General features: G+C 44.2%; 21 protein-coding genes and 1 tRNA gene. 16 read left to right on the top strand and 6 right to left on the bottom strand.

What is annotated here, in order from left to right; all coding sequences use genetic code 11:
* Positions 1-15 precede the first annotated feature (15 nt).
* Positions 16-723, bottom strand: coding sequence for a hypothetical protein (locus tag C505_RS0101560; RefSeq protein ID WP_018690842.1), 708 nt, complete (start codon positions 721-723; stop codon positions 16-18).
* A 111-nt stretch (positions 724-834) separates the two neighbouring features.
* Here C505_RS0101560 and C505_RS0101555 point away from each other — a divergent pair, with 111 nt between their 5' ends.
* The 5 genes from C505_RS0101555 to C505_RS0101535 all read left to right on the top strand — a co-directional run bounded on the left by C505_RS0101555 (position 835) and on the right by C505_RS0101535 (position 9,737).
* On the top strand, positions 835-1,638 hold the full coding sequence (locus C505_RS0101555) for a substrate-binding periplasmic protein (RefSeq protein ID WP_083938201.1): 804 nt from the start codon (positions 835-837) through the stop codon (positions 1,636-1,638).
* An 83-nt stretch (positions 1,639-1,721) separates the two neighbouring features.
* Positions 1,722-6,587 (top strand): alpha-2-macroglobulin family protein, encoded by a 4,866-nt coding sequence (locus tag C505_RS21105; RefSeq protein WP_018690840.1) that lies wholly within the window; start codon positions 1,722-1,724, stop codon positions 6,585-6,587.
* Positions 6,577-8,934 (top strand): penicillin-binding protein 1C, encoded by a 2,358-nt coding sequence (gene pbpC, locus C505_RS0101545; RefSeq protein ID WP_026317653.1) that lies wholly within the window; start codon positions 6,577-6,579, stop codon positions 8,932-8,934. The genes C505_RS21105 and pbpC overlap by 11 nt, the downstream gene beginning before the upstream one ends.
* A 106-nt stretch (positions 8,935-9,040) precedes the next feature.
* Positions 9,041-9,379: a hypothetical protein gene (locus C505_RS0101540; RefSeq protein ID WP_018690838.1), complete on the top strand. Its 339-nt coding sequence runs from the start codon at positions 9,041-9,043 to the stop codon at positions 9,377-9,379.
* Positions 9,380-9,398: 19 nt separating this feature from the next.
* The gene (locus tag C505_RS0101535; protein ID WP_018690837.1) at positions 9,399-9,737 is read left to right on the top strand and encodes a hypothetical protein; all 339 of its coding nucleotides are present in this window, start codon (positions 9,399-9,401) and stop codon (positions 9,735-9,737) included.
* 236 nt (positions 9,738-9,973) lie between these two features.
* Here C505_RS0101535 and C505_RS0101530 read toward each other — a convergent pair whose 3' ends face one another.
* From C505_RS0101530 to lolB, 4 genes are all read right to left on the bottom strand, one after another.
* Positions 9,974-10,927, bottom strand: coding sequence for a ribose-phosphate pyrophosphokinase (locus C505_RS0101530; RefSeq protein WP_026317652.1), 954 nt, complete (start codon positions 10,925-10,927; stop codon positions 9,974-9,976).
* 40 nt (positions 10,928-10,967) lie between these two features.
* Positions 10,968-11,042, bottom strand: a tRNA-Gln gene (locus C505_RS0101525).
* A gap of 7 nt (positions 11,043-11,049) precedes the next feature.
* Positions 11,050-11,913 (bottom strand): 4-(cytidine 5'-diphospho)-2-C-methyl-D-erythritol kinase, encoded by an 864-nt coding sequence (gene ispE / locus C505_RS0101520; RefSeq protein ID WP_018690835.1) that lies wholly within the window; start codon positions 11,911-11,913, stop codon positions 11,050-11,052.
* Complete coding sequence (gene lolB, locus C505_RS23355) at positions 11,913-12,539, bottom strand: lipoprotein insertase outer membrane protein LolB (RefSeq protein WP_018690834.1); 627 nt, start codon at positions 12,537-12,539, stop codon at positions 11,913-11,915. The genes ispE and lolB overlap by 1 nt, the downstream gene beginning before the upstream one ends.
* 103 nt (positions 12,540-12,642) lie before the next feature.
* Between lolB and hemA the strand changes: the two genes are divergently transcribed.
* The 7 genes from hemA (at position 12,643) to kdsA (ending at position 21,201) form a co-directional block, all read left to right on the top strand.
* Positions 12,643-13,911 (top strand): glutamyl-tRNA reductase, encoded by a 1,269-nt coding sequence (hemA, locus tag C505_RS0101510; protein ID WP_018690833.1) that lies wholly within the window; start codon positions 12,643-12,645, stop codon positions 13,909-13,911.
* A complete protein-coding gene (prfA, locus tag C505_RS0101505; protein WP_018690832.1) occupies positions 13,908-14,999 on the top strand; it encodes a peptide chain release factor 1 in 1,092 nt (363 codons plus the stop codon). The genes hemA and prfA overlap by 4 nt, the downstream gene beginning before the upstream one ends.
* Before the next feature lie 55 nt (positions 15,000-15,054).
* Positions 15,055-15,903, top strand: coding sequence for a peptide chain release factor N(5)-glutamine methyltransferase (gene prmC / locus C505_RS0101500; protein WP_018690831.1), 849 nt, complete (start codon positions 15,055-15,057; stop codon positions 15,901-15,903).
* Positions 15,904-15,978: 75 nt separating this feature from the next.
* Complete coding sequence (locus tag C505_RS0101495) at positions 15,979-17,532, top strand: response regulator (RefSeq protein WP_018690830.1); 1,554 nt, start codon at positions 15,979-15,981, stop codon at positions 17,530-17,532.
* 554 nt (positions 17,533-18,086) lie between these two features.
* Positions 18,087-18,869 (top strand): tetratricopeptide repeat protein, encoded by a 783-nt coding sequence (locus C505_RS0101490; RefSeq protein ID WP_018690829.1) that lies wholly within the window; start codon positions 18,087-18,089, stop codon positions 18,867-18,869.
* A gap of 98 nt (positions 18,870-18,967) precedes the next feature.
* On the top strand, positions 18,968-20,227 hold the full coding sequence (locus C505_RS0101485) for a DUF819 family protein (RefSeq protein WP_018690828.1): 1,260 nt from the start codon (positions 18,968-18,970) through the stop codon (positions 20,225-20,227).
* Between the two features lie 131 nt (positions 20,228-20,358).
* Positions 20,359-21,201: a 3-deoxy-8-phosphooctulonate synthase gene (gene kdsA, locus C505_RS0101480; RefSeq protein ID WP_026317651.1), complete on the top strand. Its 843-nt coding sequence runs from the start codon at positions 20,359-20,361 to the stop codon at positions 21,199-21,201.
* A 150-nt stretch (positions 21,202-21,351) separates the two neighbouring features.
* Here kdsA and C505_RS0101475 read toward each other — a convergent pair whose 3' ends face one another.
* A complete protein-coding gene (locus C505_RS0101475) occupies positions 21,352-21,624 on the bottom strand; it encodes a hypothetical protein (protein ID WP_018690826.1) in 273 nt (90 codons plus the stop codon).
* A 218-nt stretch (positions 21,625-21,842) separates the two neighbouring features.
* Between C505_RS0101475 and C505_RS0101470 the strand changes: the two genes are divergently transcribed.
* The 4 genes from C505_RS0101470 to rlmM are packed head-to-tail and all read left to right on the top strand — an operon-like array spanning position 21,843 to position 24,865.
* On the top strand, positions 21,843-22,754 hold the full coding sequence (locus C505_RS0101470) for a transcriptional regulator GcvA (protein ID WP_018690825.1): 912 nt from the start codon (positions 21,843-21,845) through the stop codon (positions 22,752-22,754).
* Entirely contained in the window at positions 22,751-23,398 is a 648-nt protein-coding gene (locus C505_RS0101465; RefSeq protein ID WP_018690824.1) for an alpha/beta fold hydrolase, read from the top strand. The genes C505_RS0101470 and C505_RS0101465 overlap by 4 nt, the downstream gene beginning before the upstream one ends.
* Positions 23,395-23,766 (top strand): DUF423 domain-containing protein, encoded by a 372-nt coding sequence (locus C505_RS0101460; RefSeq protein WP_018690823.1) that lies wholly within the window; start codon positions 23,395-23,397, stop codon positions 23,764-23,766. The genes C505_RS0101465 and C505_RS0101460 overlap by 4 nt, the downstream gene beginning before the upstream one ends.
* A 28-nt stretch (positions 23,767-23,794) precedes the next feature.
* On the top strand, positions 23,795-24,865 hold the full coding sequence (rlmM, locus tag C505_RS0101455) for a 23S rRNA (cytidine(2498)-2'-O)-methyltransferase RlmM (protein WP_018690822.1): 1,071 nt from the start codon (positions 23,795-23,797) through the stop codon (positions 24,863-24,865).
* Positions 24,866-24,984 lie beyond the last annotated feature (119 nt).

Below are 24,984 nucleotides of genomic sequence, written 5' to 3'. Positions count from 1 at the left end.
GAGGAATGCACTTTTTTATCCAATCCCTTTTTCTTTTATCCGACCCACAATAGCCTTTTCCATTGCTTGTGAGAGAACCTGATTCCCGAACTTAGACAAATGATGGTTGTCCGATAAGAATAACTGATCCGCATCAACACTATCAAAGGCATGCGATAAGAAACCATCCCCAAATATTTGTGCAAGCACTTGATTGTATTGCTGGATATTTTCCGCAATCCGAGGATTTTTTTGGACATACGCGGGGCAGGCTGGTGCAATTGGAACCACAATAAATGGTACATCGAGCTGAGATTTCACCTTGTACCAGCTTTGTTCAAATAATGGCAATGAGACATAAGTGATATCTCTGGATTGTACAATCTCTTTGTACCACTTTTTGACGAACCATTTGCTCAGTTTTCCAAGAAGGGGCAGGCGGGACAGAATTGATACTTCATTTTTCTTCAGCGCACGTGGGTAGCAATCGACAATTCCTTGCTGCACAACGACGAGATCAGGCTGGTAGGCTTTTAATATGCCTTGACTCGCAATTGCAACAGTATCTGATTGCAGCCCAGAAACGCAGTAAAAATAGAATTGAATGTGCGTATCGAACATGTTGCGTATTTGTTGTTCAACTTGAACAATCCAAGTCTCTTCAGCAAGGATAGGTTCTGGATCTAACCGCGGAAGTCCCAGAGAATCAGTAATAAAGAGTATTTTCAAATCTGCGCCTGTCATAATTTTTTCGGGACATTCTCGAATTTTTACTTGCGGAAATTTTCTTTGTCAAGTGAGAAATATGTACCAAGGTCTATAATATGTACCACGGTTGACGAAAATGCTTGGGCTATGAAAACTAAACTCTTTTCACTGCTGATCTGTTTGATGTCATGGGTTGTCTCTGCTGAGAAACTTCAATTGACGAACGGTGAATGGCCGCCATTCACGGGAAGACAACTACCGCATATGGGTGGGGCGACACATATTGTGAAGCTGGCATTTGCGAAAGAAGGTGTCGATGTAAAATTTGCTTTTCTTCCTTGGCAAAGTGCGTTTGATCAAGTTGCCAGTGGGAATGCGGACGGCTCTTTGGTTTGGTCGAAAAGCGATGATAGGGCAAAACTTGTTTTATTCTCTGAACCCGTCATTGAATCTTCGGAGCACTTTTTTCATTTGGAAAAAAATAAGTTTGCTTGGCGTGATATGGGCGACTTGAAAGGCAAAAAGATTGGTGCGGTTGAAACTCATTATTATGGTGAAGCCTTTGATAAGCTCGAAAAGAAGCGCATGGCGAATATTCGGCGGACAAGTACATTAAGGGGAAGTTTTAAGCGGTTATTGCGGGGTCATGTTGATGTGGTGATTGCAAATCGATATGTCGCTTTCTATACCCTCAATGCCTTCTTTACAGGCGTAGAGATCGCTAAGGTAACTTTTCATCCGAAAATGATCCGTGGTCGGGCGAAGTGGCGCTTAGTGATTTCAAGAAAGCACCCAGATGGAGAGCGGCTGATTAAAACGTTCAACCGAGGTCTAAAAAAATTAAAAAGCGATGGGACTTACGAACAAATTATTAAAGATGTCACTTCAGGAAGAAAATACTTACCAGAAATGAAGCGTTTTGAAGGAGATGATGAATCTGAGGAATTTTAACGATATTCATGTTTTGTTAATTTAAATTTGCTAAGCTATTAAGCTAACTCTACTCGGGTATCTCATAAAGAAGAAGTACAAAGATGTATCAAATCAACTTATCTCGCTGGTTTGCGGTCTTGCTTTTTTGGATCAGCAGCCAGGCCTTTGCGAATGCTGAAGTCAATGCACTTCAAGTCCTCGATATTTCTGAAAGACACCGAACAGGGCAAAATATGCTCTCGGTGCGATTTTCACAACCACTGGATACCAATACTCAGTGGGAACAATATCTTTCTATCAAAGATGGAAACAATACTTCCGTTGATGGCGCGTGGATCATCGGTGAACGAAAGAAGACAATCTGGTTCCCCTATGTAGAGCCGAGTCAGCCCTATGTAGTGACGGTACTCGAAGGGCTACAAGCAGCAAATGGTTCGCGATTAGATAAGTCGTTTGACAAGCGGATCACAACAAGAGCGTTACCGCCATCTGTGTCATTCTCCTCTGATGGTTCGCTTTTTGTGCCAAATGTTAGTAAAGGTTTACCCATTACAACAGTCAATATTGATAAAGTTCAAATTGACTTCTTCCGGATCCCATCAGAAAAAGTCAACCAATTCTTCAGAGAATATAGTGACAGAAACTACAGTTACTGGTTCCCGCGTTTGGCGGAGAAGTTTGGTGAACTGGTTTATTCTGGCCGTTATTCGCTTGAAGCACAAAAAAACAAGCAAACTCAGCAAAGTATTGACTTGCAAGATATCTCTGAACTGCAAAAGCCCGCAGTTTATTATGCATTGATGTACCGCCCAGGGAAGTATGATGAGAAATATATGAAACGGACCTGGTTTACGGTGTCAGATTTTGGTGTGCATGCGCGGGTCTATCATAATCGACTGGATGTTCATCTGTCTTCTGTCGAATCCGGTGAGGCTCAAAAAGGGATTGAAGTGACGCTTCGAGAGCAAAATGGTGAGGTTTTCAAGACACAATCATCGAATCAAGAAGGTGTCGCAACATTTCAACTGACCGATCAGGAAAAGGGTAAAATTGCTTATATCTACGCGCACAGGGATGAGCAACTCAGTGTTTTACAGTATCGTTTGCCTGCGCTTGATCTGTCTGCATTTGATCTCGGAACTCGACCTCAACGACCAACAGAAATCTTTCTTTATTCACCCAGAGATTTGTATCGCCCAGGCGAGGTGGTCACTATCAGTGCGCTAATGCGTGATCATGATGGTGTGTTTCAACAAGCATCCACACTGAGCGCGACAGTTGTTCGTCCAGATGGAACGGAGTTGATGACTACAAAAATCCAGCCTCAGGCATCGGGATATTTTCAGGATTCTTTTACGATCCCAAGAGCAGAAAAGACAGGTGATTGGCGATATGTAATACAAGGGCCATCCGGTTTTCAACATGAATATCCGTTTAAAATTGAAGAATTTCTGCCTGAGCGAATGAGCTTGACACTCAGTGATGAAAGCAAAAAGTTGAGTTATGGTCTCGATGAAACAATCCGCATCAAAGTGCAAGGTGATTACCTATACGGTGCGCCTGCTGCGGGGAATAAACTGACGACCCAAGTAAGCGTTCGACCAAACTATGAACCAATCCCTACATGGAAAGACTTTATTTTCGGTGATAAAACGAATACGTCATTAAGACAACTGATTAGTCATGGCAAGCAAAACTTGGATGATAAAGGCGCTGCGACAATTGAGCTGCCCTCTCAGTGGCATGGGCAATCAAAAACGGCTTTATCGATTCATGCCATTGTGAGTTTATTTGAAACTGGTAGCCGCCCTGTCACGCGTATGTCCAAGTATTTAGCTGTGCCGAATCATCCGATGATTGGTGTCCGCCCAACATTTACGGATAACGAACAAATATATGAAAATGATGCGACATTTGAGGTGTTACTATCGGATTTAGATGGGCAGCTACAACACCATGACAATGTGAAAGTCACGCTGATTCAAAAAGATCGAAATTACTTTTGGGTCTTTAACAACGAAGAAGGCTGGCATTATGAGTTTGATGAAAGTGATATTGTTGAATCCGTCCAAACGATTTCGCTAAGTGCGGATGAACCAACAAAAGTAAAAGTACCCGTCTCTTATGGTTCCTATTGGATAAAGCTGGAAACAGACCAAGCAACAACAGTTTATCCTTTCTACGCAGGTTACAATTGGTATGAAGAATGGGTGGCGGCCCGCAAACCTGGGGGCGCTCGTCCGGACCGTGTGGTCATGGCACTCAACAAAGGGAGTTACAATGCGGGAGATGTGGCGACCGTTCATATCAAACCACCGTACGCGGGAGAAGCCTTGATTATGGTCGAAAGCGCAGAAAAGCCATTATGGATGAAGCGCTTCAATCTTTCGAAAGAAGGCAAAGATCTAGAGATCCCAGTTGGTGCAGATTGGAGCCGTCATGATTTATTTGTCAGTGCGGTTGTGTTGAAGCCGATGGCAAGTGAGGAAAAAGCGTTAGCGAAGCGAAGCTTTGGTTTGATCCACTTACCGCTGAATCGAGAAAACAGAAAACTCACTGTGGCACTCGATGCACCAGACAAAATGTCGCCGAACAAAACACTCACGGTGAATATCAATGTGAATGGTGAAGAGAAACCTGGCGAAAAAGTTCATGTCACATTGGCCGCTGTGGATGTGGGTGCATTGAATATTACCAACTTTAAGACACCTGATCCGGTTGAATACTTCTTTGGGAAGCGCCGTTATACACCGATGAGTAAGGATATTTATAACAAGGTGATCGAGGCAAGTCTTGCGAATAAAGCGAAGCTTCGATTTGGTGGTGATGCCGATCTGGGTGCTCAGCAGGTCCTACCGGAAACAGATGTACAGATTGTTAGCTTATTTTCCGGACTGACAACAGTAGAAAACAAACAAGCGAGTGTTTCCTTCGAGCTACCAGACTTTAATGGTCGCGTTCGGCTGATGGCTGTCGCTTTTTCAAAAAGTCGTTATGGCGCTGCTGAGAAAGATGTGACGATCAGTGCGCCAATTATTACCCAGTTGGCGATGCCACGTTTTATTGCGAAAAATGACCAGACAACTATTGCACTTGATGTCGTGAATAACACAGAAGCCGCGCAAAATCTCACAGTGGTCATGCGCGGACTTGATGCCGTAGAGATGACGAATGCGACTGTGCAGGAATCTGATGGTCTCCCTGCCGTTATCCATGAGGTTGTGCTTTCTCCAAAAGAGAAAACAACATTGAGGGAAAAGTTGCTTGGTAAAGCCATGACAGGAAAAGGGACGATTGAAGTCCAGGTTGCTGGTGATGGGATCGAAGATTTCGGTCGCGTATGGACGATTGGCGCAAGGCCAGCATACCCAATTACAACCAAACAGAAGACTGCTGCGTTGGAAACAGGTGCTTCGCTTTCATGGCTTGAAGCAGATAGGCAATCTTTCTATCCAGAAACCCTGAATGTTCAAATCACTGCATCGAGTCGGGTACCGTTGAATTTGGAAGACCATTTGGATGGCCTGCTTCGTTATCCTTACGGTTGTTTGGAGCAAACGACGAGCGGCGCATTCCCACTTCTTTTTGCAACTCAATCGATACAACAGAGGATGCATCTGAACAGTATGCCTGAGGATGTAAGAGTGAAAGGGATCCAGGCTGGTATCAATCGTGTCAGCACGATGCAAAAGAGTAACGGTAGCTTTGGGTTATGGAGTTCCGAATCACCAGAAGAACACTGGTTAACTGCCTATGTCATGGACTTTCTGCTAACGGCAAGAGATAAGGGCGCAATAGTGCCTGAAGGAATGATAGAAAAAGGGGTAAAACGCCTAAAAGCATATGTCCATGAGCCTGGCGGGATGATTGGTGAACGTTACTCAGAGGATAAGCCGCATTATCGCTTTGCTTACAAAGCTTACGCAGGTTATATCCTGGCAAGAATGAATCAAGCAAGCTTGAGCAGTTTACGTGTGCTTTATATGCATAAGATGAAAGATGCGAAATCTTCCCTAGCTAAGTTGCATTTAGGGCTAGCACTTTTACTTGCTGGTGACACAAAGCAGGGTGCTGCTGCGATCGAAGCAGGGTTGACACAGGTAAAACGTCAGCCAGGTTATTTGGGTGATTATGGTTCAAATATCCGTGATTACGGTCACATGATTTATTTACTTGAGAAACACCAAGTCCAAAAGGAGCAGGTGCTTGCCCTTGCGAAAGAATTAGCGACAGCATTGGAAGGAGAGCAATGGTTTAGTACGCAGGAACGTCAAGCGATGTTCTTAGCTGGAATTGCGATGGATAAGCTTTCAGGCAAAGCGATGACATTAGGTGTCCAACTTGGGAATGAACCACAGAAGTCAATCACACAAACAGACTATCGACGTACTTGGTTTTCGGGTGATTTTACGGATGCAATTGTGCTGAAGAATCAGGGAACAGAAGGTCTTTACGGTAAAATCACTTGGCAGGGTTACACGAAGAAAAGACCAACACCAGTTCGTCATGCCTTCCAGGTTGAGCGTTCGTACTTCGATCAGAAGGGTAATCAAATTGATGTGCAAAAAGTCAAATCTGGGGACATTGTCGTTGTTGGTTTGAAAGTAGAATCAGAACATCGTGCGCCAGATGCGCTGGTGGTTGACTTATTGCCAGCTGGTTTTGAATTGGAGAACCCGAATCTTGTTCATTCTGTCAAAATTGAGCAAGTGAAGTTTGCTGATCGCTTGCCGAAAGACTGGATGTCACCTCAAGATATCAAGCACCAAGAGTACCGCGATGATCGGTATGTGGCTGCGATTCACCTGAACAAAAATTCTTCGAGAATGCTGTTTTACGTGATGCGAGCAGTGACACCTGGTGTTTATCAGGTACCACCACCATTCATTGAGGATATGTACCGTCCAGCTCGTCACGCAATTGGTAAGTATCTCGACACGATGACAGTAGAAACCAGTGACGATTAAATTAGAACAATTACAACAATATTGGCGGCGACTTCCAGGTCGCCGTTTCATTTTATTGTGCCTTTGTTTCATATTGGGACTGAAGGGAATCGACCTGATTTTCCCAATACACGCTGAGAATAAACGTTTTGCACAAGTCGTCACGGATCAACATCAGAGGCCGATGCGCGCATTTGCAGATACGCAGGGTGTATGGCGCTATCAGGTTTCCATACAAGATGTATCACCATTGTACATTCAGGCATTACTGACGTATGAAGACCGCTGGTTTTGGTATCACCCTGGTGTGAATCCACTTTCCTTAGCCCGCGCAACATGGCAGAACATTCGTAATCAAACCGTGATTTCGGGCGGTTCGACGATCACTATGCAGGTTGCCAGAATGCTCTATCCCTATCCAAGGAGTTATGGTGGAAAATTCAAACAGATTTTACGGGCGCTTCAACTGGAGTGGCATTTATCAAAAACCGAGATTTTAGAACTCTATCTGAACCATGCGCCATTTGGTGGCACACGGGAAGGCGTGCAAGCCGCAAGTTACCATTATTTTGGTAAGAGCGCGAAACAATTGACCCATGCAGAAGCCGCATTATTGGCCGTTCTACCTCAAGCACCGAGTCGCCTACGACCAGATCGTTATCCAGATAGAGCAGAAAAAGCGCGGAATAAAGTGTTGGCCCGATTACAGCGTTTCCAGGTCTGGTCGCAGGATGAAGTCACGCCTGCGAAGCAAGAGCCAATCTTTGTATTTACTGGCATGTTTTCACAAACAGCAAATTTACTGAGTGAACGATTAAAGCGCCAATATCCGAATCAGCCTGTAATTCAGACAACCATCGACGGGGATTTACAACGCCAGATAGCATCTTACAGTAAAGGTTATGTGCAAAAGCTCCCAAAATATAGTTCTGCGGCAGTACTGGTGGTAGAGAATCAAACCGGTGCTGTACGTGCCTATCTCGGGAGTGCTGATTATGGGAATATCACAAGATTTGGTCACATTGATATGGTTCAAGCCAGTCGTTCCCCTGGCTCAACGCTGAAGCCTTTTTTGTATGGTTTGGCGCTGGAAGAAGGACTGCTCCACTCCCATTCTTTACTGGCTGATGTCCCCAGAGTTGGTCAAGCGTACCAGCCAGATAACTTTGAAGGGAAGTTTCAAGGGCCAGTGACGATGGCGGCTGCACTACAGCGTTCGCTGAATGTCCCGGCGGTTGATGCGTTGGAGCGCCTTGGGCCGAAGTTTTTTGCTGCCAGACTACAACAAGCTGGGATGCAACTCCATTTTCCGCCCTTTGCAAAACCCAGTTTAGCGATGATTTTAGGTGGTGTTGGTACGTCACTAGAAGACTTGGTGCAAACTTATACCGCATTCACGCATGATGGAAAAGCACTTGCGCTTCGCTTTACACCTGAAGAACCGATGGTAGAACGACCTTTTATGTCGGCTGGGAGTGCCTGGATCATTCGAAAAATTCTGACAGGCGCATCTCAGTCAGCAAGTCTACTGAGTGGACGTCTTTCTGCTCATCGAAGAAGCTTCGGCTGGAAAACTGGTACCAGCTATGGGTTCCGTGATGCATGGGCAGTGGGTGTTGGACCAGAATACACAATTGGGGTTTGGGTTGGGCGACCAGATGGCTCCCCAATGCCGGGATATTATGGCCGGAACACAGCAACACCGTTACTGAGAAGTATTGCAGAATTTTTAGATCAGTTTGACGGAGCATTACCAGAAGCACCCAAAAGCGTGAAGCGTCAATCGATTTGTTGGCCACTAGGCACGCTTGCCTCGATGAACAAGCCCCAATGGTGCCAGCAGAGCCATGATGCATGGATATTCGATGGGAATGTGCCACCAACGTATCATCGTTTTGAGGCGGAACATGATGCTGCTTTGCTGACTGCTTTTATCCAGGATAAACAGACAAAGCGACGAGTGAACTTATCCTGTACTCATGGAGACGTTGAGAGTCATACCGCCGCATTGTGGCCACAACGATTGGAACCTTGGCTTCCCAGCCGTTTTCGTCGAGCACAGTTGTTGCCAGAGTGGTCTTTGAAATGCCAAAACAAATCGGGCGCAATACGCGGCATCAAAATATTTGGGATTGAGGAAGGAGAACGATATCGGCGCCCACCAGGACAAGATGACTTTCCTAAAATTGCCATGCATGGATTTGGTGGCTCTGGAGATTTTCACTGGTATGTGAACGGGAAGTATCGCTCAACAACCCAAGGCGAGCAGCCTTTTTACCTACAGCCAGGGCACACAGGCGTTCAACAAATCGTACTTTCTGATGATAGTGGGCATATCGAGAAAGTCACCGTTTATTTTGAGCAATAATGTAATATAAGTGTAAGATTTTATCGTTTCGTTCAGCTTCAGTTAATTTTAGATCTGCTACCATTGCTTAAATTTTGAACATTATTGTTAGTAAGTAGGAAGCAGTATGAAACAGGCTTATCTTTTTATTATTTTATCTGGTGGTATTCTTTTGACTGGTTGTTCCAACTTAAAAACCACAATGATTCCACAACAGCATGAAACTTACTCGATCATTGCTACGCATGATTCGAAGGATGAAGCTTTAGAAGGTGCGATTGAAGAAGCGGAAGAGTTTTGTGAAGATAAAGGAAAGCGGGTTGTTGTGCTTAACCATGAGATGCCTTCAGATGAAGGTTCAGATATCCACACAGCTAAGAATATTGCTAATACAGTGTTACCTAGATTTTTACAAATCGATACAAGTGAGCACACTAGAACGACCGTTTTATTCCGTTGTGAGTAATTTTGAGAGAATTCGTTTCATGAAACAGTTAATCAGTATCATCATGATCGCTACTTCATTATTGACGAGCGGCTGTGTCACTAAAATGAAAAAGCTTCAACGTGAAATAGCACCTACACTAGATACGGTTCTTATTGCTGAACCAAATCAGGTATATTTGATTAAAGCTTCAGCAATGGACAAAAATGAAGCATCTATTGGTGCAATGAAGCTGGCGAACAAAACTTGTAATAAGCAAGGGTTAAAGCCAGAAGTTATTGAGCAAATCTCCGTGGAGAAAGCTCGAACTGAGTCTGATAGTCAGGAAGAAAGTATCTTGTTTTATCAGGACCTCAGATTTCAGTGTGTACAATTCTAAAGTTTCATCATAATAGGCCAACGTTATCAGTTGGCCTATTTTACTTGCGACTCATCCAGCCTCACTCTACCTATCAACCATAGTCACAGTCCTTGTAGGATATTTACGTTTATATCCTTTCCAACTTGAGATTTGAAAGATCGGTTTGGATTATTACACTCTGTATGAATGTAACAGCACAAAAAAACGCCGATCTAGTGATCGGCGTTGGCTAGAAACAGTCAGCGTTGTTGACATTAATATTCGAACATCGCAGAAATTGACTCTTCATTTGAAACACGGCGTAATGCTTCAGCAAGCATGTCACTGAGCGTCAACTGTGTGACTTTATCCAAAGATTTCATCTCGTCAGTGAGTGGAATGGTATCTGTAATGACCACTTCATCAATCACAGAATTTTGGATATTTTCTGCAGCATTTCCGGAGAAGATAGGGTGAGTTGCATAAGCAAAGACGCGTTTAGCACCATGTTCTTTCAGTGCTTCGGCTGCCTTACAAAGTGTGCCACCCGTGTCGATCATATCGTCGACGATGATACAGTCGCGGCCTTTGACATCACCGATGATATGCATCACCTGTGATACGTTGGCGCGAGGGCGTCGTTTATCGATAATGGCAAGGTCTTTATCATTGAGAAGCTTCGCGATAGCACGAGCACGGACAACACCGCCAATATCTGGTGAAACAACGACAACGTCTGTTTCGTGGAAGCCTTTCGACTTCATATCTTCAAGAAGGATCGGACTGCCGAACACATTATCTACAGGAACATCAAAGAAGCCCTGGATCTGCTCTGCGTGTAAGTCAACGGTTAAAACGCGATCCACACCAACACTGGACAGGAAGTCAGCAACGACCTTTGCAGTAATCGGCACCCGAGCACTGCGAACCCGGCGATCTTGTCGCGCATAACCAAAATAAGGAATCACAGCTGTAATACGGCCTGCTGACGCTCTACGAAGGGCATCGACCATTACAATAAGTTCCATGACATTATCATTGGTGGGGGCACAGGTGGATTGGATAATGAAAACATCAGAACCACGGACGTTTTCGTTGACTTGGACACTGATTTCGCCGTCGCTAAAACGGCCAACAACAGCATCTCCTAGGTTAATGTATAACCTTTTCGCAATCTTTTCGGCGAGTTCTGGTGTTGCGTTACCAGTAAACAGCTTCATGTCAGGCACTGTCGAATCCTCAAGGCAGTTCGATTGAGCACGATTTGATTGGCTGGGGTACCAGGATTTGAACCTGGGAATGGCGGGATCAAAACCCGCTGCCTTACCGCTTGGCGATACCCCAACTGAAGTTAAATAAGTTGCGCGAGCGCGAGATGAGTCGGCGACTTATTTTTACCTTTGGCTAAAAATCCTCTCAGATGGTTGGGTAACTGGTTGAATACCGTCTGTGCTGCGGCTTTTGAGTCAAAAGCAGCGAAGACACAGGCGCCTGTTCCCGTCATCCTAGCCGGCGCGTATTCTACCAACCACTCGATTGCGTTTGCAACCTCCGGGTAAAGCTTTTTCACGAGAGGTTCGCAATCATTCCGGGTCATTTCTAGGTTCCAGGACGTCGGTGTGATGATTTCTGTACACCGATTCAGCGCCGGATGCTGAAAGACCGCTTGGGTAGAAACATGCACATTCGGGGTAAGTATGAGATACCAAGACTCATTTGGAAAACAATCGGTGAAAATTTCTCCAACACCCTCTGCAAAGGTGGCATTGCCATGAATGAATACAGGCACGTCAGCGCCAAGTTGTAGTCCAAGTTCTGCCAATCTATCTAGTGATAAATTGCATTCCCATAAATGATTCAGTGCTAATAATGTTGTCGCTGCATTAGAAGAACCACCACCAATTCCTCCTCCCATCGGGAGTTGTTTCTGTATATCAATGGATACACCACTGTTTATTTTATCCGGACAGGCATTCTTCAAAGCCATCGCAGCACGATAAATCAAGTTACTCTCTAGCGGAATGTCTGCGAATGTGGGGGTAATATCGATCTGTGGTGTTTCAATGTGTGTAAAAGTGAGCGTATCCCCATAATCAAAAAATTGAAAAACAGTCTGTAAAAGATGATAGCCATCCTCACGCTGCCCATTGATATGAAGAAAAAGATTGAGTTTGCCAGGCGAGGGCAGTGTGATGGTCTTACTTTGTTGATACATCAGAAATTCCATGTATGAACTTTGAGTTTGATTTTGTAATCTGGGCTTTCGAGCTGGATAAATGAGGGCAACTCCAGACCACGATAAGTCTTATATTGGTGATAGTTCACTTGCCATTGGACACCAGACTGATTCGTAAATATACCCGATTGAATGAGGTGCGGTTGATTGGGCTTCATTGTCGTGGAATCAAAATCTTGAGTTTCGCCTAGCAACCAGCGGGGACTTTTGAGGTTAGGAAATGATGCGCCTCTTGCAGCGAGAAATGCCTCAGGGTCGTCTGTTTGGTAATTTTTTCCGTCAAATTCCAGCACGTAACTTTGTCCGTTTTCACTTTTGAGGTGAGCAATGGAGACACCAATCACTGTATTGAGCCAAATTTCACGTTGGACATGATTGATACGCTCATGCCATTGAATGGATGCGGAGTGGCGTTCTTGCGGGCGAATAAAAGCAATTCGACCTTCCATCTCCCAGCTTGTAACCGACTGTAATCGTTGCTGATGTTTTGCTGGTGTTTTTGCTGGATTGAGGTATAAATCTGACTTTTGTTGCCCAGTGAACAACGTACAACCAGAAGAAAGAACTAGAATAGAAAAAAGGGACAAAAGGGTTCTTATTGACATCTATTTTTACCTGAACGTATGAGCAACCTTTTATTATGATGCATATTCACTTAAAATTGCGTCCTGACTGTGAGTAGCTTGAGTAGACGATTACACATTTTACATGACCATTCTTGCATTAGGTATTAATCATAAGACAGCCTCGGTTGATCTGCGTGAACGCGTGGCGTTTAGTCCAGATCGGCTTGCTTCGGCACTTCAGGAAATGGTGCAGAAGATTGCTGTTGAATCCGCGGTCATCCTATCGACCTGTAATCGTACAGAATTGTATTGTAACGGTACTTCTCACCAATCTGAAACAATTGTTGACTGGTTAGCTGATTTTCATGGGATATCTTCCCATGATATCCATTCCCATTGTTATACCTACCGGGAAACCGAAGCCGTTCGCCACTTGATTCGTGTAGCTTGCGGTCTGGACTCTCTTGTATTGGGTGAGCCACAGATCCTGGGACAAATCAAGCAGGCGTATCAGCAGGCGCAGGCAGCAGGAACACTCAATCATACATTTGATCGACTTTTTCAACATGCGTTTTCTGTTGCAAAGCAGGTGCGTAGTGAGACAGAAATTGGCTCCAGTGCTGTTTCTGTTGCGTTTGCGGCGGTCAATTTAGCAAAGCATATTTTTGGTGCGTTGGAAAAAAGCCAAGTTTTATTAATTGGTGCTGGGGAAACAATCGAGCTTGTTGCAACACATTTGAAGCAACAAGGGGTGACGGAAATGACGGTTGCAAACAGAACACTGGCACGTGCTCAAGTGGTTGCAGAAGCTTTTTCGGCCAAAACGATCCCCCTTGCGCAGGTACCGGAGCAACTTGCGAATGCCGATATTGTGATTAGTTCGACAGCCAGTACCTTGCCGATTGTGGGTAAGGGGATGGTGGAAGCTGCGTTAAAGCGGCGTCGTCATCGTCCGATGTTCTTTGTGGATCTGGCGGTTCCACGAGATATCGAAAGCCAAGTGGACGAGCTTGCTGATGCCTACCTCTATACCGTGGATGATCTCCAAGCGATCGTGACAAAAAACATAGAGTCCCGTCGTTTAGCTGCGACTCAGGCTGAAGTGATTGTCGGGGAGCGTGTCGAAGAATTTTATCAATGGCTGAAATCACTGGATGGGGTTGCCATGGTGAAAAACTACCGCCAGCAGGTTGAAGTTCAAAAAGACGAATTACTTCAAAAGGCTCGGGCACAATTAGTGTCTGGTCAGGACCCCGAAAAGGTATTGACTGAATTCGCAAACCGTTTTTCCAACAAACTCATGCATGGTCCAACACGAGCGATTCAGCAAGCAGCCAGGGAGGGAGAGCTCGAACTCCTGGCTGAAGTGATGCAAATTTTAGAAATATCAGGAGACAGAGACTCATCATGAAAGAGTCTGTATACAGAAAATTAGAAGGTCTTGTTGAGCGATTTGAGGAAGTTCAGGCGCTTTTGAGTGATCCAGAGGTCATCTCTGATCAGGACAAATTTAAAGCACTTTCCAAAGAGTTTGCTCAGTTAGAAGAGGTTACGAAGCCATTTCTTGAATATCAAACAGCACAGGAAGATCTTGCGACAGCCCAGGAAATGATGCAGGAATCCGATCCTGAGATGAAAGAAATGGCACAAGAGGAATATAAAGCAGCACAGAGTGACATTGAGCGCTTGGAAGATGAGTTACAAATCTTGTTACTGCCAAAAGATCCGAATGATGATAATAACTGCTTCTTAGAGATCCGCGCTGGTGCGGGTGGTGATGAGGCTGCTATCTTTGCTGGTGACTTATTCCGAATGTACAGCCGTTATGCTGAAACGAAAAAATGGAAAGTCGAAGTCATGTCTGCGAATGAAGGTGAACATGGCGGGTTTAAAGAAGTTATTGCTCACATTACGGGTGAGGGTGTCTATGGGATCTTAAAATTCGAATCCGGTGGTCACCGTGTACAACGTGTTCCAGACACGGAATCACAAGGACGAGTTCATACTTCTGCTTGTACCGTTGCTGTGATGCCGGAAATTCCAGAAAGCGAAGCAATCGAGATCAATCCCTCTGACTTGAAAATCGATACCTTCCGCGCTTCTGGTGCTGGAGGTCAGCACGTGAACAAGACAGATTCTGCGGTGCGTATTACCCATATTCCAACTGGGTTTGTGGTGGAATGTCAGGATGAGCGTTCGCAACATAAAAACAAAGCGAAAGCCCTCTCAGTGCTTGCATCACGGATGCAACAGGCTGAAGATGAAAAGCGCCGTTCAGAAGAAGCGAGTCAACGTCGTAATTTGGTCGGCAGTGGCGATCGTTCAGAGCGTATTCGGACATACAACTTCCCACAAGGTCGTATGACAGATCACCGAATTAATCTCACACTGTATAAGCTCACAGAAATCATCGAAGGAGACATGGAGTCGGTATTCGGACCGCTATTACAGGAGTATCAAGCGGATCTTCTCGCTGAAATGGCAGAAGAAACGAAGTAACCTTTGTCTGGCTATCGGCCTTGGCGATAGCCTTTTCCATTGAAAAGCGATCAACATGCAAACCATTCAATCTATACTCGATCAGGCAACCCAAGCGATGAAAGGTATCTCGGAAACTGCAAAGCTGGATGGGCAGTGTTTGATGTGCCATGTGTTGAATTGTTCTAAAACTTACCTGTTCACTTGGCCTGACAAGGTCCTTTCAGAAGAACAAAAAAAGCAGTTCGAACAGTTATTGTCACGTCGTGTTGAAGGTGAGCCTATTGCCTATATTCTCAAGGAAAGAGAATTCTGGTCGCTGTCATTGGAAACAGCACCATCGACTTTAATCCCGCGTCCAGATACAGAACGATTAGTCGAGCTTGCGCTCGAAAGCGGACTCCAAAATCAAGGAAAGCTTGTTGATTTAGGGACTGGAACCGGGGCGATTGCATTAGCCTTTGCATCAGAAAGGCCAGACTGGCAAGTCTATGGTTGTGACTTATCGAAAGATGCAGTTGAATTGGCGAAAAGGAATCAAAAGAAGACTGGATTCGAAAACGCTCGTTTTTTTGAAAGTTCATGGTTTAGTAAATTTGAAGAAAATGGGCTTCAAGATATTGATATTCTCGTCAGCAATCCACCATATATTGACCCACAAGATCCACATCTGGATGAAGGGGATGTTCGTTTTGAGCCGAAGTCTGCGTTGATCGCTGACAATCATGGATTGGCGGATATTCAAATCATTACTCATTCTGCACCTGAATTTTTAAAGGCGGGCGGGTGGCTGCTGATTGAGCATGGCTTTGAACAAGGTAAAGCTGTGCGAGATTGTTTCGAAGATGCGGGTTTCATTCAAGTGAAAACCTACCAAGATTATGGTGAGAATGATAGAGTGACGCTCGGTCAAAAACAGGGATAATTTTACAGCTTTCGTATCAGGGTTTATGCTTCATTTAACACGAGCGTATGTCTTGAAAGTTAAAGCGGAGCGGCAATGTCGAACGATTTCCTGTTTGATGATGAGCAGCATGAAGAAGATCATGAAGGTGTCACTGCATGGAAAATTCTCATTGTTGATGATGAGCCGGAAGTTCATGCGGTGACGCGGTTAGCGTTAAGCGATTTTACTTTCCAGGATAAACCCCTCGAATTTATCAGCGCTCATTCAGGGAAAGAAGCAAAGGAATTGATTCTGCAACACCCAGAAGCGGCGATTGTGTTACTGGATGTCGTGATGGAAACTGATGATGCAGGCCTTCAGGTTGCGCGTTATATTCGTGAAGAAGCGAAGAACGACAAAGTCCGAATCATTTTGAGGACAGGTCAGCCTGGGCAGGCACCAGAGCGGCAAGTCATCGTAAATTATGACATCAATGATTATAAGTCGAAGACTGAGCTGACGGCACAAAAACTCTTTACGGTTGTTATGGCCAGCTTACGCTCTTATCGTGACATTTTATCCCTTGATCAAAGTAAGCAGGGACTTGAGAAGATCATCATGGCTTCTGCTAACCTGTTTTCTGCGCACTCCATGGACCAATTTATTAATGGTGTGATGCAACAATTGGTCAGTGTGATAGGTAGTGTCGACGAAGCGCTTTATGCTACTTCGCAGCTGGTTGCACAAATTGAAGGCCAACCGATGGATCTGTCTGGATTAAAAGTATTGGCAGGCCAAGGAGAGTTTCAAGGATCGGAAGGTCAAGCAGTGAATACGGTGCTTAAAGGTGATCTCGTCAGTGCATTTCAAGAAGCTTTGAGTCGAAAGAATATTGTCTATCGTGGAAACTACCTTGTCGCGTATTGCTCCAGCCGATTTACGCAAGGCTCTTTGCTTTATGTGTCAGGTATTCCTCATTTGATGAGTGATACAGATAAGAGTCTTATCGAATTATTTGCACAGAATGTTCAAGTTGCATACGAGAATGTTCAACTCCAGCAGGAAATTGAAGAAACCCACCGTGAGCTGGTTTATCGTTTAAGTGAAGCGGTTGAGGCTGGCGATATTGAAAAGGGCAATCATGTCAAACGTGTCGCCATGATCTCTCAACTTATTGCACAAAAATCGGGATTGTCAGAGGAGGAAGCAGAAATCATTATGCTTGCTTCTCCACTTCATGATGTGGGTAAATTATCGATTCCAGATAGTATTCTGCAAAACCCAAACAAGCTGGAAGGAGAAGATTGGGAGGTGATGAAATCCCATGCAGAAAAAGGTTACCAAATCTTGAAAAACAGCTCGCATGAAATCATTCAGGCTGGCGCTGTGATTGCCAAGGAACACCATGAGTGGTGGGATGGCTCTGGCTATCCTGAAGGAAAAAGTGGCGATGCAATTCATTTGTATGGAAGAATCGTCGCACTGGCAGATGTATATGACTCTCTTCGCCATGAGCGTTGCTATAAACAGCCTTGGGATAAAAATGCGACGGTACAATGGATCAAAGAGCATTCAGGTAAGCAATTTGATCCGAAGTTAGTTCAACTGCTAGAAGATAATCTGGAAGAAATCGAGAGAATTTTGACAGAGTATCCGGATGATAGTTAAATTGTACTCGTTCAGATAGGAACTGACCCATCTGAAATTGTTGGAATGAAGCCTGAAGTTTCATTTGAATCACGATCTGATTTGTATTTCATGAATAGAAAAATAGCGAATCAAAATTTGGAGATAGATGAATTTTTTAAATTAGTTATTTCCTGATGCTTGTTTTCGTTGGATCTCCCTATTGAATCTCAGTTCCATCTTGAAAAAAGCTTTGTGTTCATTTTAGACTTTCAGTGTTGCCTCATTTCATTTGTTCACTCAGTAATTTTAAGAAAAATTGAAATTTACCAATGGCTTCATCTGAATTGTCCAGATGTTGATGCCCTGTTGTTCGGTTCGGTCAGGAAGGGTTCTTCTCAATTCATATGATGCGGTGAGCGTTTGCCCACAATATTTTTTATTTGAAGTGAAGTCTATGTATTATCGAGCCCTTTCTTATATTTAGCCTGACAATCTACCATGGATACCCAGTCAAATATCGCACAAAGCTTGAAATGAGTAGCCGTTTCGCGGGATAATTAGCACTTTTCAGGTTTGAGAGGGCGCAGAATAGAATGAGTTTGAAAGGGGACTTGAATCATAACGGGTTAATCTTGGAAGCAATCCAAGAAATCCTCAGGCTTGAGCGAAGCTGGAATTTTGCACTGAGGACCCAGGACGTTTTCCCAAAACTCGAAGCCTTATCCAAATCTTGCAAAGATGTTGTCGATGGTATCGTCAATTCTCACGAACGCCTTTCCTGTCTACTTGATCATATCTATGAGAACTTACTATTTAGTGGCACTTGTCAATCAGTACCAGAAAGCCAATTAAATGCGTTGAGTTTTGTGATCCATTACAGAACTGGGAATGAGCTTTCACTCGGGCTGGTTGTCGGCTACTTGCTTGAAGCTTCAGGGATTGACTGCGAATTTGTTGCATATCAGGATAGTTTGTTACTTCTGGTGACGATAGATGGAGAAGGGGGATATCTGATTGAGCCAACCAGTGGACAGCAGAGCTGGTTCGCAACAGAGCACCAGCCGGATCCATCAGAGTTTGAGGAGTTTGATCTGGAACATTTAATTTCTATGCATACTTCCAGACAAAAAATGGAATTTATCGAGGAGAATAATTACACCTCAGCTTACTGCTGTGTTTCTTCTCTCATTGCTAAACGTCCAGATGATCCTTATCAGCGTCGAGATCGGGGCTTTATTTTAGAACAACTCGATTGCGCCCATTTAGCGACAGAAGATTTCAATTTCTTTGTTGAGCAGTGTCCTGATGACCCAGTTGTGGATATTGTGAAAATGCAACTTGATGAACTCTCAACGGTTCCGCACACCTACCATTAAAAAAGATATCCATGAGGATCCGAGACATCACACTCATGGGTATCGCGACACATCTGAAAACTGATTCCAAAAATTTAAAATGATAACTGGAGGCTTTCATGAAAGAAGCGGTTGCGCGCGAGGTGTTGATCACCAATGATGCGACAGTCCTAGGGCTGGTGGCTCTGATTTTAGGCGGCATTTTTTATACGGTGAATAGCTCGCATCGTTTTTGGGTTAAATTTTATAAATATGTCCCTGCAATACTATTGTGTTACTTTATTCCATCTCTTTTGAATACATTTGACGTTGTTGATGGTGGCAATTCAAATCTTTACTATGTCGCCTCTCGTTTTCTACTCCCAGCCTGTCTCGTCTTACTCACGATGACAATTGACTTGAAAGCAATTGCGCAACTTGGTCCTAAAGCACTGATCATGTTTTTAACAGGTACAGTTGGCATCATGATTGGGGGACCCATTGCTGTATTTGTTGCGTCATTTATTTTCCCGGATTTGATGACTGTTCAAGGACAAGATTCCGTCTGGCGAGGAATGACAACAGTTGCAGGAAGTTGGATTGGTGGGAATGCGAACCAAGCAGCGATGAAAGAAATCTATGAGGTTGGAGGTGATGTATTTTCCGCAATGATTGCTGTGGATGTTCTCGTTGCGAATATTTGGATGACTGTCATCCTATTTTTTGTTGCAAGAGCAAAGGATATTGATAAGCGAACAGGTGCGGATACAGAAGTCCTTGATGGGATCCGGGATAGAATCGAAGCGTATCAGGCGAAAAATGCGAGAATGCCAGTGTTCTACGACTACATCAAGATGTGTATGATTGGCTTTGGTGTGACTGGTTTCTCTCATTTTGCAGCAGATATCATCGCACCATTTTTTGTTGAGCACTATCCTGAGTTACAGCGATATAGTTTACATAGTAAGTTTTTCTGGATGGTTGTCATCGCAACAACAATCGCGATCATCTTGTCCTTCACAAAAGCGAGAAAAATTGAAGCTGCTGGCTCGTCTAACGTTGCCACCGTCTTTCTTTATATTCTGATCACATCCATCGGCTTGCACATGGACGTTTCAAAAATTCTCGATTCGCCTGCCTATTTTGTAATTGGTTTAATATGGATGAGTGTCCATGTGCTTCTGATGGTGGTGATGACCATTGTGATTAAAGCGCCATTCTTCTATATGGCTGTGGGTAGTCAGGCAAATGTTGGTGGTGCAGCTTCCGCACCTGTTGTCGCTTCTGCCTTTCATCCATCGCTTGCGCCAGTTGGCGTATTGTTGGCAATTTTGGGATATGGCATTGGGACATATGCAGCTTGGATCTGCGGCCAACTCATGTTTTCAGTATCTCCTTAATGTGAATGTAAAACTAGATAAATCACCAGAGGCGTGCGTTGAATTAACGTGCGCCTCGTTCTGATATGTTAGAAAATTGGACTCAGGCGAAATTGAATTCCTGTGCCAATGAATTGAAAGGAAAGATTATGATGAACCAAGATGTCATTCAAGTTGGCGATATTCAGGTAGCCAATCATTTGCCGTTTGTTTTATTTGGTGGCATGAATGTCCTTGAATCACGTGACTTGGCGATGCAAATCGCAGAAAAATATGTTGAGGTCACGGAAAAACTTGGGATCCCATATGTTTTCAAGGCATCATTCGATAAAGCGAATCGTTCCTCCATTCACTCTTATCGTGGTCCTGGTATGGATGAAGGATTAAAAATATTCGAAGAAATTAAAAAGACATTTCATGTGCCAGTGATTACGGACGTTCATGAGCCATTTCAGGCTGCACCTGTTGCTGAAGTTGTTGATGTGATCCAATTGCCAGCATTTTTAGCACGTCAAACAGATCTGGTTTCTGCAATGGCCAAAACGGGTGCGATCATTAATGTGAAGAAGCCGCAGTTTTTAGCACCACACGAAATGCGTCATATTTTGAAAAAATTTGAAGAAGCAGGCAATACAAATGTGATCCTCTGTGAGCGCGGCTCGTCATTTGGATATAACAACCTCGTTGTCGATATGCTTGGCATGGATGATATGAAGAACATGGCGCCGGTCATCTTTGACTCAACGCATGCGCTTCAACGCCCTGGTGGGCGCTCTGACTCTGCTGATGGTCGTCGTGCGCAAGCTGCTGAGCTCTCTCGTGCTGGTATGGCTCTTGGTCTCGCTGGACTCTTTATAGAATCACATCCAAACCCAGCTGAAGCGAAGTGTGATGGCCCTTGCGCATTACCTCTCGATAAGCTGGAAGCATTCTTAAGTCAGATGAAAGCAGTCGATGCGCTGGTCAAAGGGTTTGAGCCTCTGGGCATTGAATAATTTCTGGAATCACAAAGGGGCTGAAAAGCTCCTTTTTTGATTGGTTGCTTTGCAGGTGGCGTGAATTTCATTTGTCTAAGGCATAAAAAAGGCTGCTATAACAACGAAGCAGCCTGTGGTTGGGTGAACACGAATGAGGTGATCAAAGTCTTATTCGCTGGTTTCCTGTTCCTGCAAAGGTACAGTACTTGCAAGATCAAGGTTCTTTGAACTCACCATTTGTTCTGGTTCAAAGCGGATAAGCTGTTGGGTAATATGCTCTCTGACTTCTTGTAGGCTCTCAGCAGCAGTTGACTCAAATGCTTGCTTCATTTGTAGCATGATTGCTGTCTCGAGTTCATTTGCACTGGAAGTCGCAGGTGCGAGCGAGAATAGAACACCGAACAGAAGTACGAAAGTGCGCGTGAAGTATGTATGTTCCATTTCAGTCTCTCTATGGAATAAGAAATATTAATGAAATAAAAAATGAATATCTATGCAATATAAGGTGATTTATCATTGGTTTTCAGTGGGTGAACGCTAGTAGTAACTGAAGATCCAATTAAATCAGGGTACATAATAGCGGAAAATGAGTTGGTTAAAAAATGATATATTTTTATTCAGTTCATTAGAAAAACTTATCTAAATTTCACGGAATTGACATGTCGCGACGATTACCACCCCTCAATGCCTTAAAAGCTTTTGAAGCTGCGGCAAGGCATCTGAGTTTTACGAAAGCCGCGGAAGAGCTGTTTGTCACGCAAGCGGCGATTAGCCATCAAATCAAGTCATTGGAAGAGCACTTGGGATTAAAGCTGTTTATGCGGCGGAATCGCTCACTGTTATTGACAGAAGAAGGACAAAGTTACTTTCTGGACATCAAAGATATTTTCTCCCAGATAAATGATGCTACAGAAAAGTTACTTGCCCGCGGTGCCAAGGGTGCAATCACGATATCGTTACCGCCCAGCTTTGCCATTATGTGGCTTGTTCCGCGACTGAGTGAATTTAGTGAGCTTCATCCTGAAATAGATGTTCGGATTAAAGCTGTTGATCTGGATGAAGGTTCACTCACGGATGATGTGGATGTTGCAATCTACTATGGAAAAGGGCAGTGGCCTAGCTTGCGTGCAGACAAGCTGCATACCGAGTATTTAATCCCAGTTTGTTCACCTAAATTGCTCAATAGTACGAAACCTTTAAGAATGCTTGAAGATCTTTCACAACATACACTGCTCCATGACGGTTCTCGCAAAGACTGGAAGCAATGGGTTAAGAATTACAACCTGAAAAATATTAATGTGAACCAAGGTCCCATTTTTTCTCATTCTTCGATGGTATTGCAAGCTGCTGCCCATGGTCAGGGGATTGCATTAGGGCATAGTGTTCTGGCGAAACCAGAGATAGAAAGTGGGCGATTGGTTTGCCCTTTTAATCAGGTGTTAGTGAGTAAAAATGCTTACTATCTCGTTTGTCAGGAAGGGCAGTCTGATTTAGGTAAGATTGTTGCGTTTCGTGATTGGATGATGACAATGGTTGAAGAAGAACAAGATGAATATATGGAGCACCGATGAGTGATAACCCAGCCGAAATACTCGTCACAGAAGTGAGTGGTAAACCCAAGGCAAGGTTGATTTTAGCACATGGTGCTGGAGCAGGGATGAGCCATCCATTTATGGTTGAGTTAGCACAAGGGTTAGCTCAGCATCAAATCGAAGTGATCCGTTTTGATTTTCCATATATGCAACAGATGACTCAAGAGGGAAAACGCCGTCCGCCAAATAAGCAGGCAATCCTGGAAGCTGCTTTTATCGAGGTGATCCAGGCAAACACAGATGCATCGACACCATTGTTTATTGCAGGAAAGTCGATGGGAGGGCGGATTGCAACGCACTTGATCCAGTCAGAACCTTGCCTGGCTGGTTGTATTGTATATGGTTATCCATTTCACCCGCCGGGAAAGCCTGAAAAGTTAAGAATTGACCATCTTCAGGATGTTGAACAGCCGATGATGATCCTACAAGGTGAAAGAGATACGTTTGGGAAACGAGAAGAAGTGAATGGGTATCCAATATCTACCAGAATCAACATCGCCTATATTCCTGATGGGGATCATAGTTTTTCACCAAGAAAAAGCTCAGGACTGACACAGCTTGAAAATTTGAAGCTTGCGACTCAACACACCAACCGCTGGATTGATGAGGTTATCAACGTATGAAATGGATCGCAATATTTACGGCTTTAAGCGGTGCATTCTCTGTCATTTTAGGGGCTTACGCTGCACACGGTTTGAAAAAAGTCTTATCAGATACCATGCTGCAAACATTTCAAACGGGTGTGCTCTATCAGTTTCTACATACGATAGCACTCTTGTTTGTGGTGTTATTTTGGATGCATGAGAAAGAAAATACGCTGTTTCTTTCGGCTTATGCGTTTATTTTTGGTATCATCGCGTTTTCCGGAAGCTTGTATGCACTGGCATTGACTGGCATCAAGTGGTTTGGACCGGTCACTCCCTTAGGAGGACTTGGATTTATTCTTGGATGGTGCTTGCTTGCCTATGCGTTATTCAAGGCGTTACCGTGATTTGAATGAGTAAAGATACAAGAGTTTTATGAGCCGTCAAATGCTTCTCCTATATTGCCGACCTGGGTTTGAAAAAGAATGTGCTGCTGAGATCCAGCAGCGAGCGTCTGAGCGTGAGATTTTTGGGTTTGCGCGTACGAAAGAAAACACCGGGTATGTCCTCTTTGAGTGTTTTGACGAAGAAGATGTCGATGTTCTTGCGAAGAAGCAGGCACTCAAAGATCTTGTTTTTTCTCGCCAAATTGTCGCCATCACACATCAGCTCACGAATTTGCCACAAGACGATCGGATCACGCCAATTCTTGATGCCGTTGAAGAATATACACTCTGCGGTGATGTCGTTGTTGAATATCCGGATACGAATAAAGGAAAGGAACTCTCTAAATTTTGCCGAAAGTTCACGGTACCCCTGCGCAATGCTTTGCGCAAAAAAGAAGTGTTAACGAATCAAGAAAATACAAACAGGCCAGTGATCCATCTTTTCTTTAAAGATGGTCAAACAGTGTTTGTTGGGTATTCCTATACCTATAATCGCTCTCCATTCTTTAATGGCGTACCTCGCTTAAAGCAACAAGCGGATGCACCAAGCCGCTCCGGTTTAAAGCTAGAAGAAGCCTTTCACGTGTTTGTACCAAAAGAAGAGTGGGATGATCGTGTCACCTCGGGAATGAAGGCTGTGGATCTTGGCGCATGTCCCGGTGGTTGGACACACCAGCTCGTTCGCCGTGGTATGTTTGTCTCGGCTGTAGATAATGGCCAGATGGATCAAAAGTTGATGGATTCTGGGCAAGTGAAGCACTTTGCTGAAGATGGCTTTAAGTTTGAGCCTGTGCGTAAGAATATCTACTGGCTTGTCTGTGATATGGTTGAGAAGCCAATGCGGGTCACCCACTTGATGGCAGACTGGTTTGCAAGAGAGTGGTGTCAGGAAGCCATCTTTAACTGGAAGCTTCCCATGAAAAAACGCTTCGAATGCGTTGAAAATAATATGGCAAAATTGACGGAGTTGCTGAGTAGTGTTGGTGGGCGATATGAAGTTCATGCAAAGCAACTCTATCACGACCGTGAAGAAGTCACGGTTCATATCCGCCGCCTATAATCGATAATTCAATTTCTATTTGTTGGTGTAGTTTCTGACTGCACCATCCACTTCTGTTCAATTCCTTCATTGTTTTACTGCTTGTTATTGGGGGTTTTTAGCCAGATTGTCTAAGCTAA

The sequence above is a fragment of the Algicola sagamiensis DSM 14643 genome, from assembly GCF_000374485.1.
Lineage (GTDB): Bacteria > Pseudomonadota > Gammaproteobacteria > Enterobacterales > Alteromonadaceae > Algicola > Algicola sagamiensis.
This window is presented reverse-complemented; position numbering and strand designations above follow the sequence as displayed.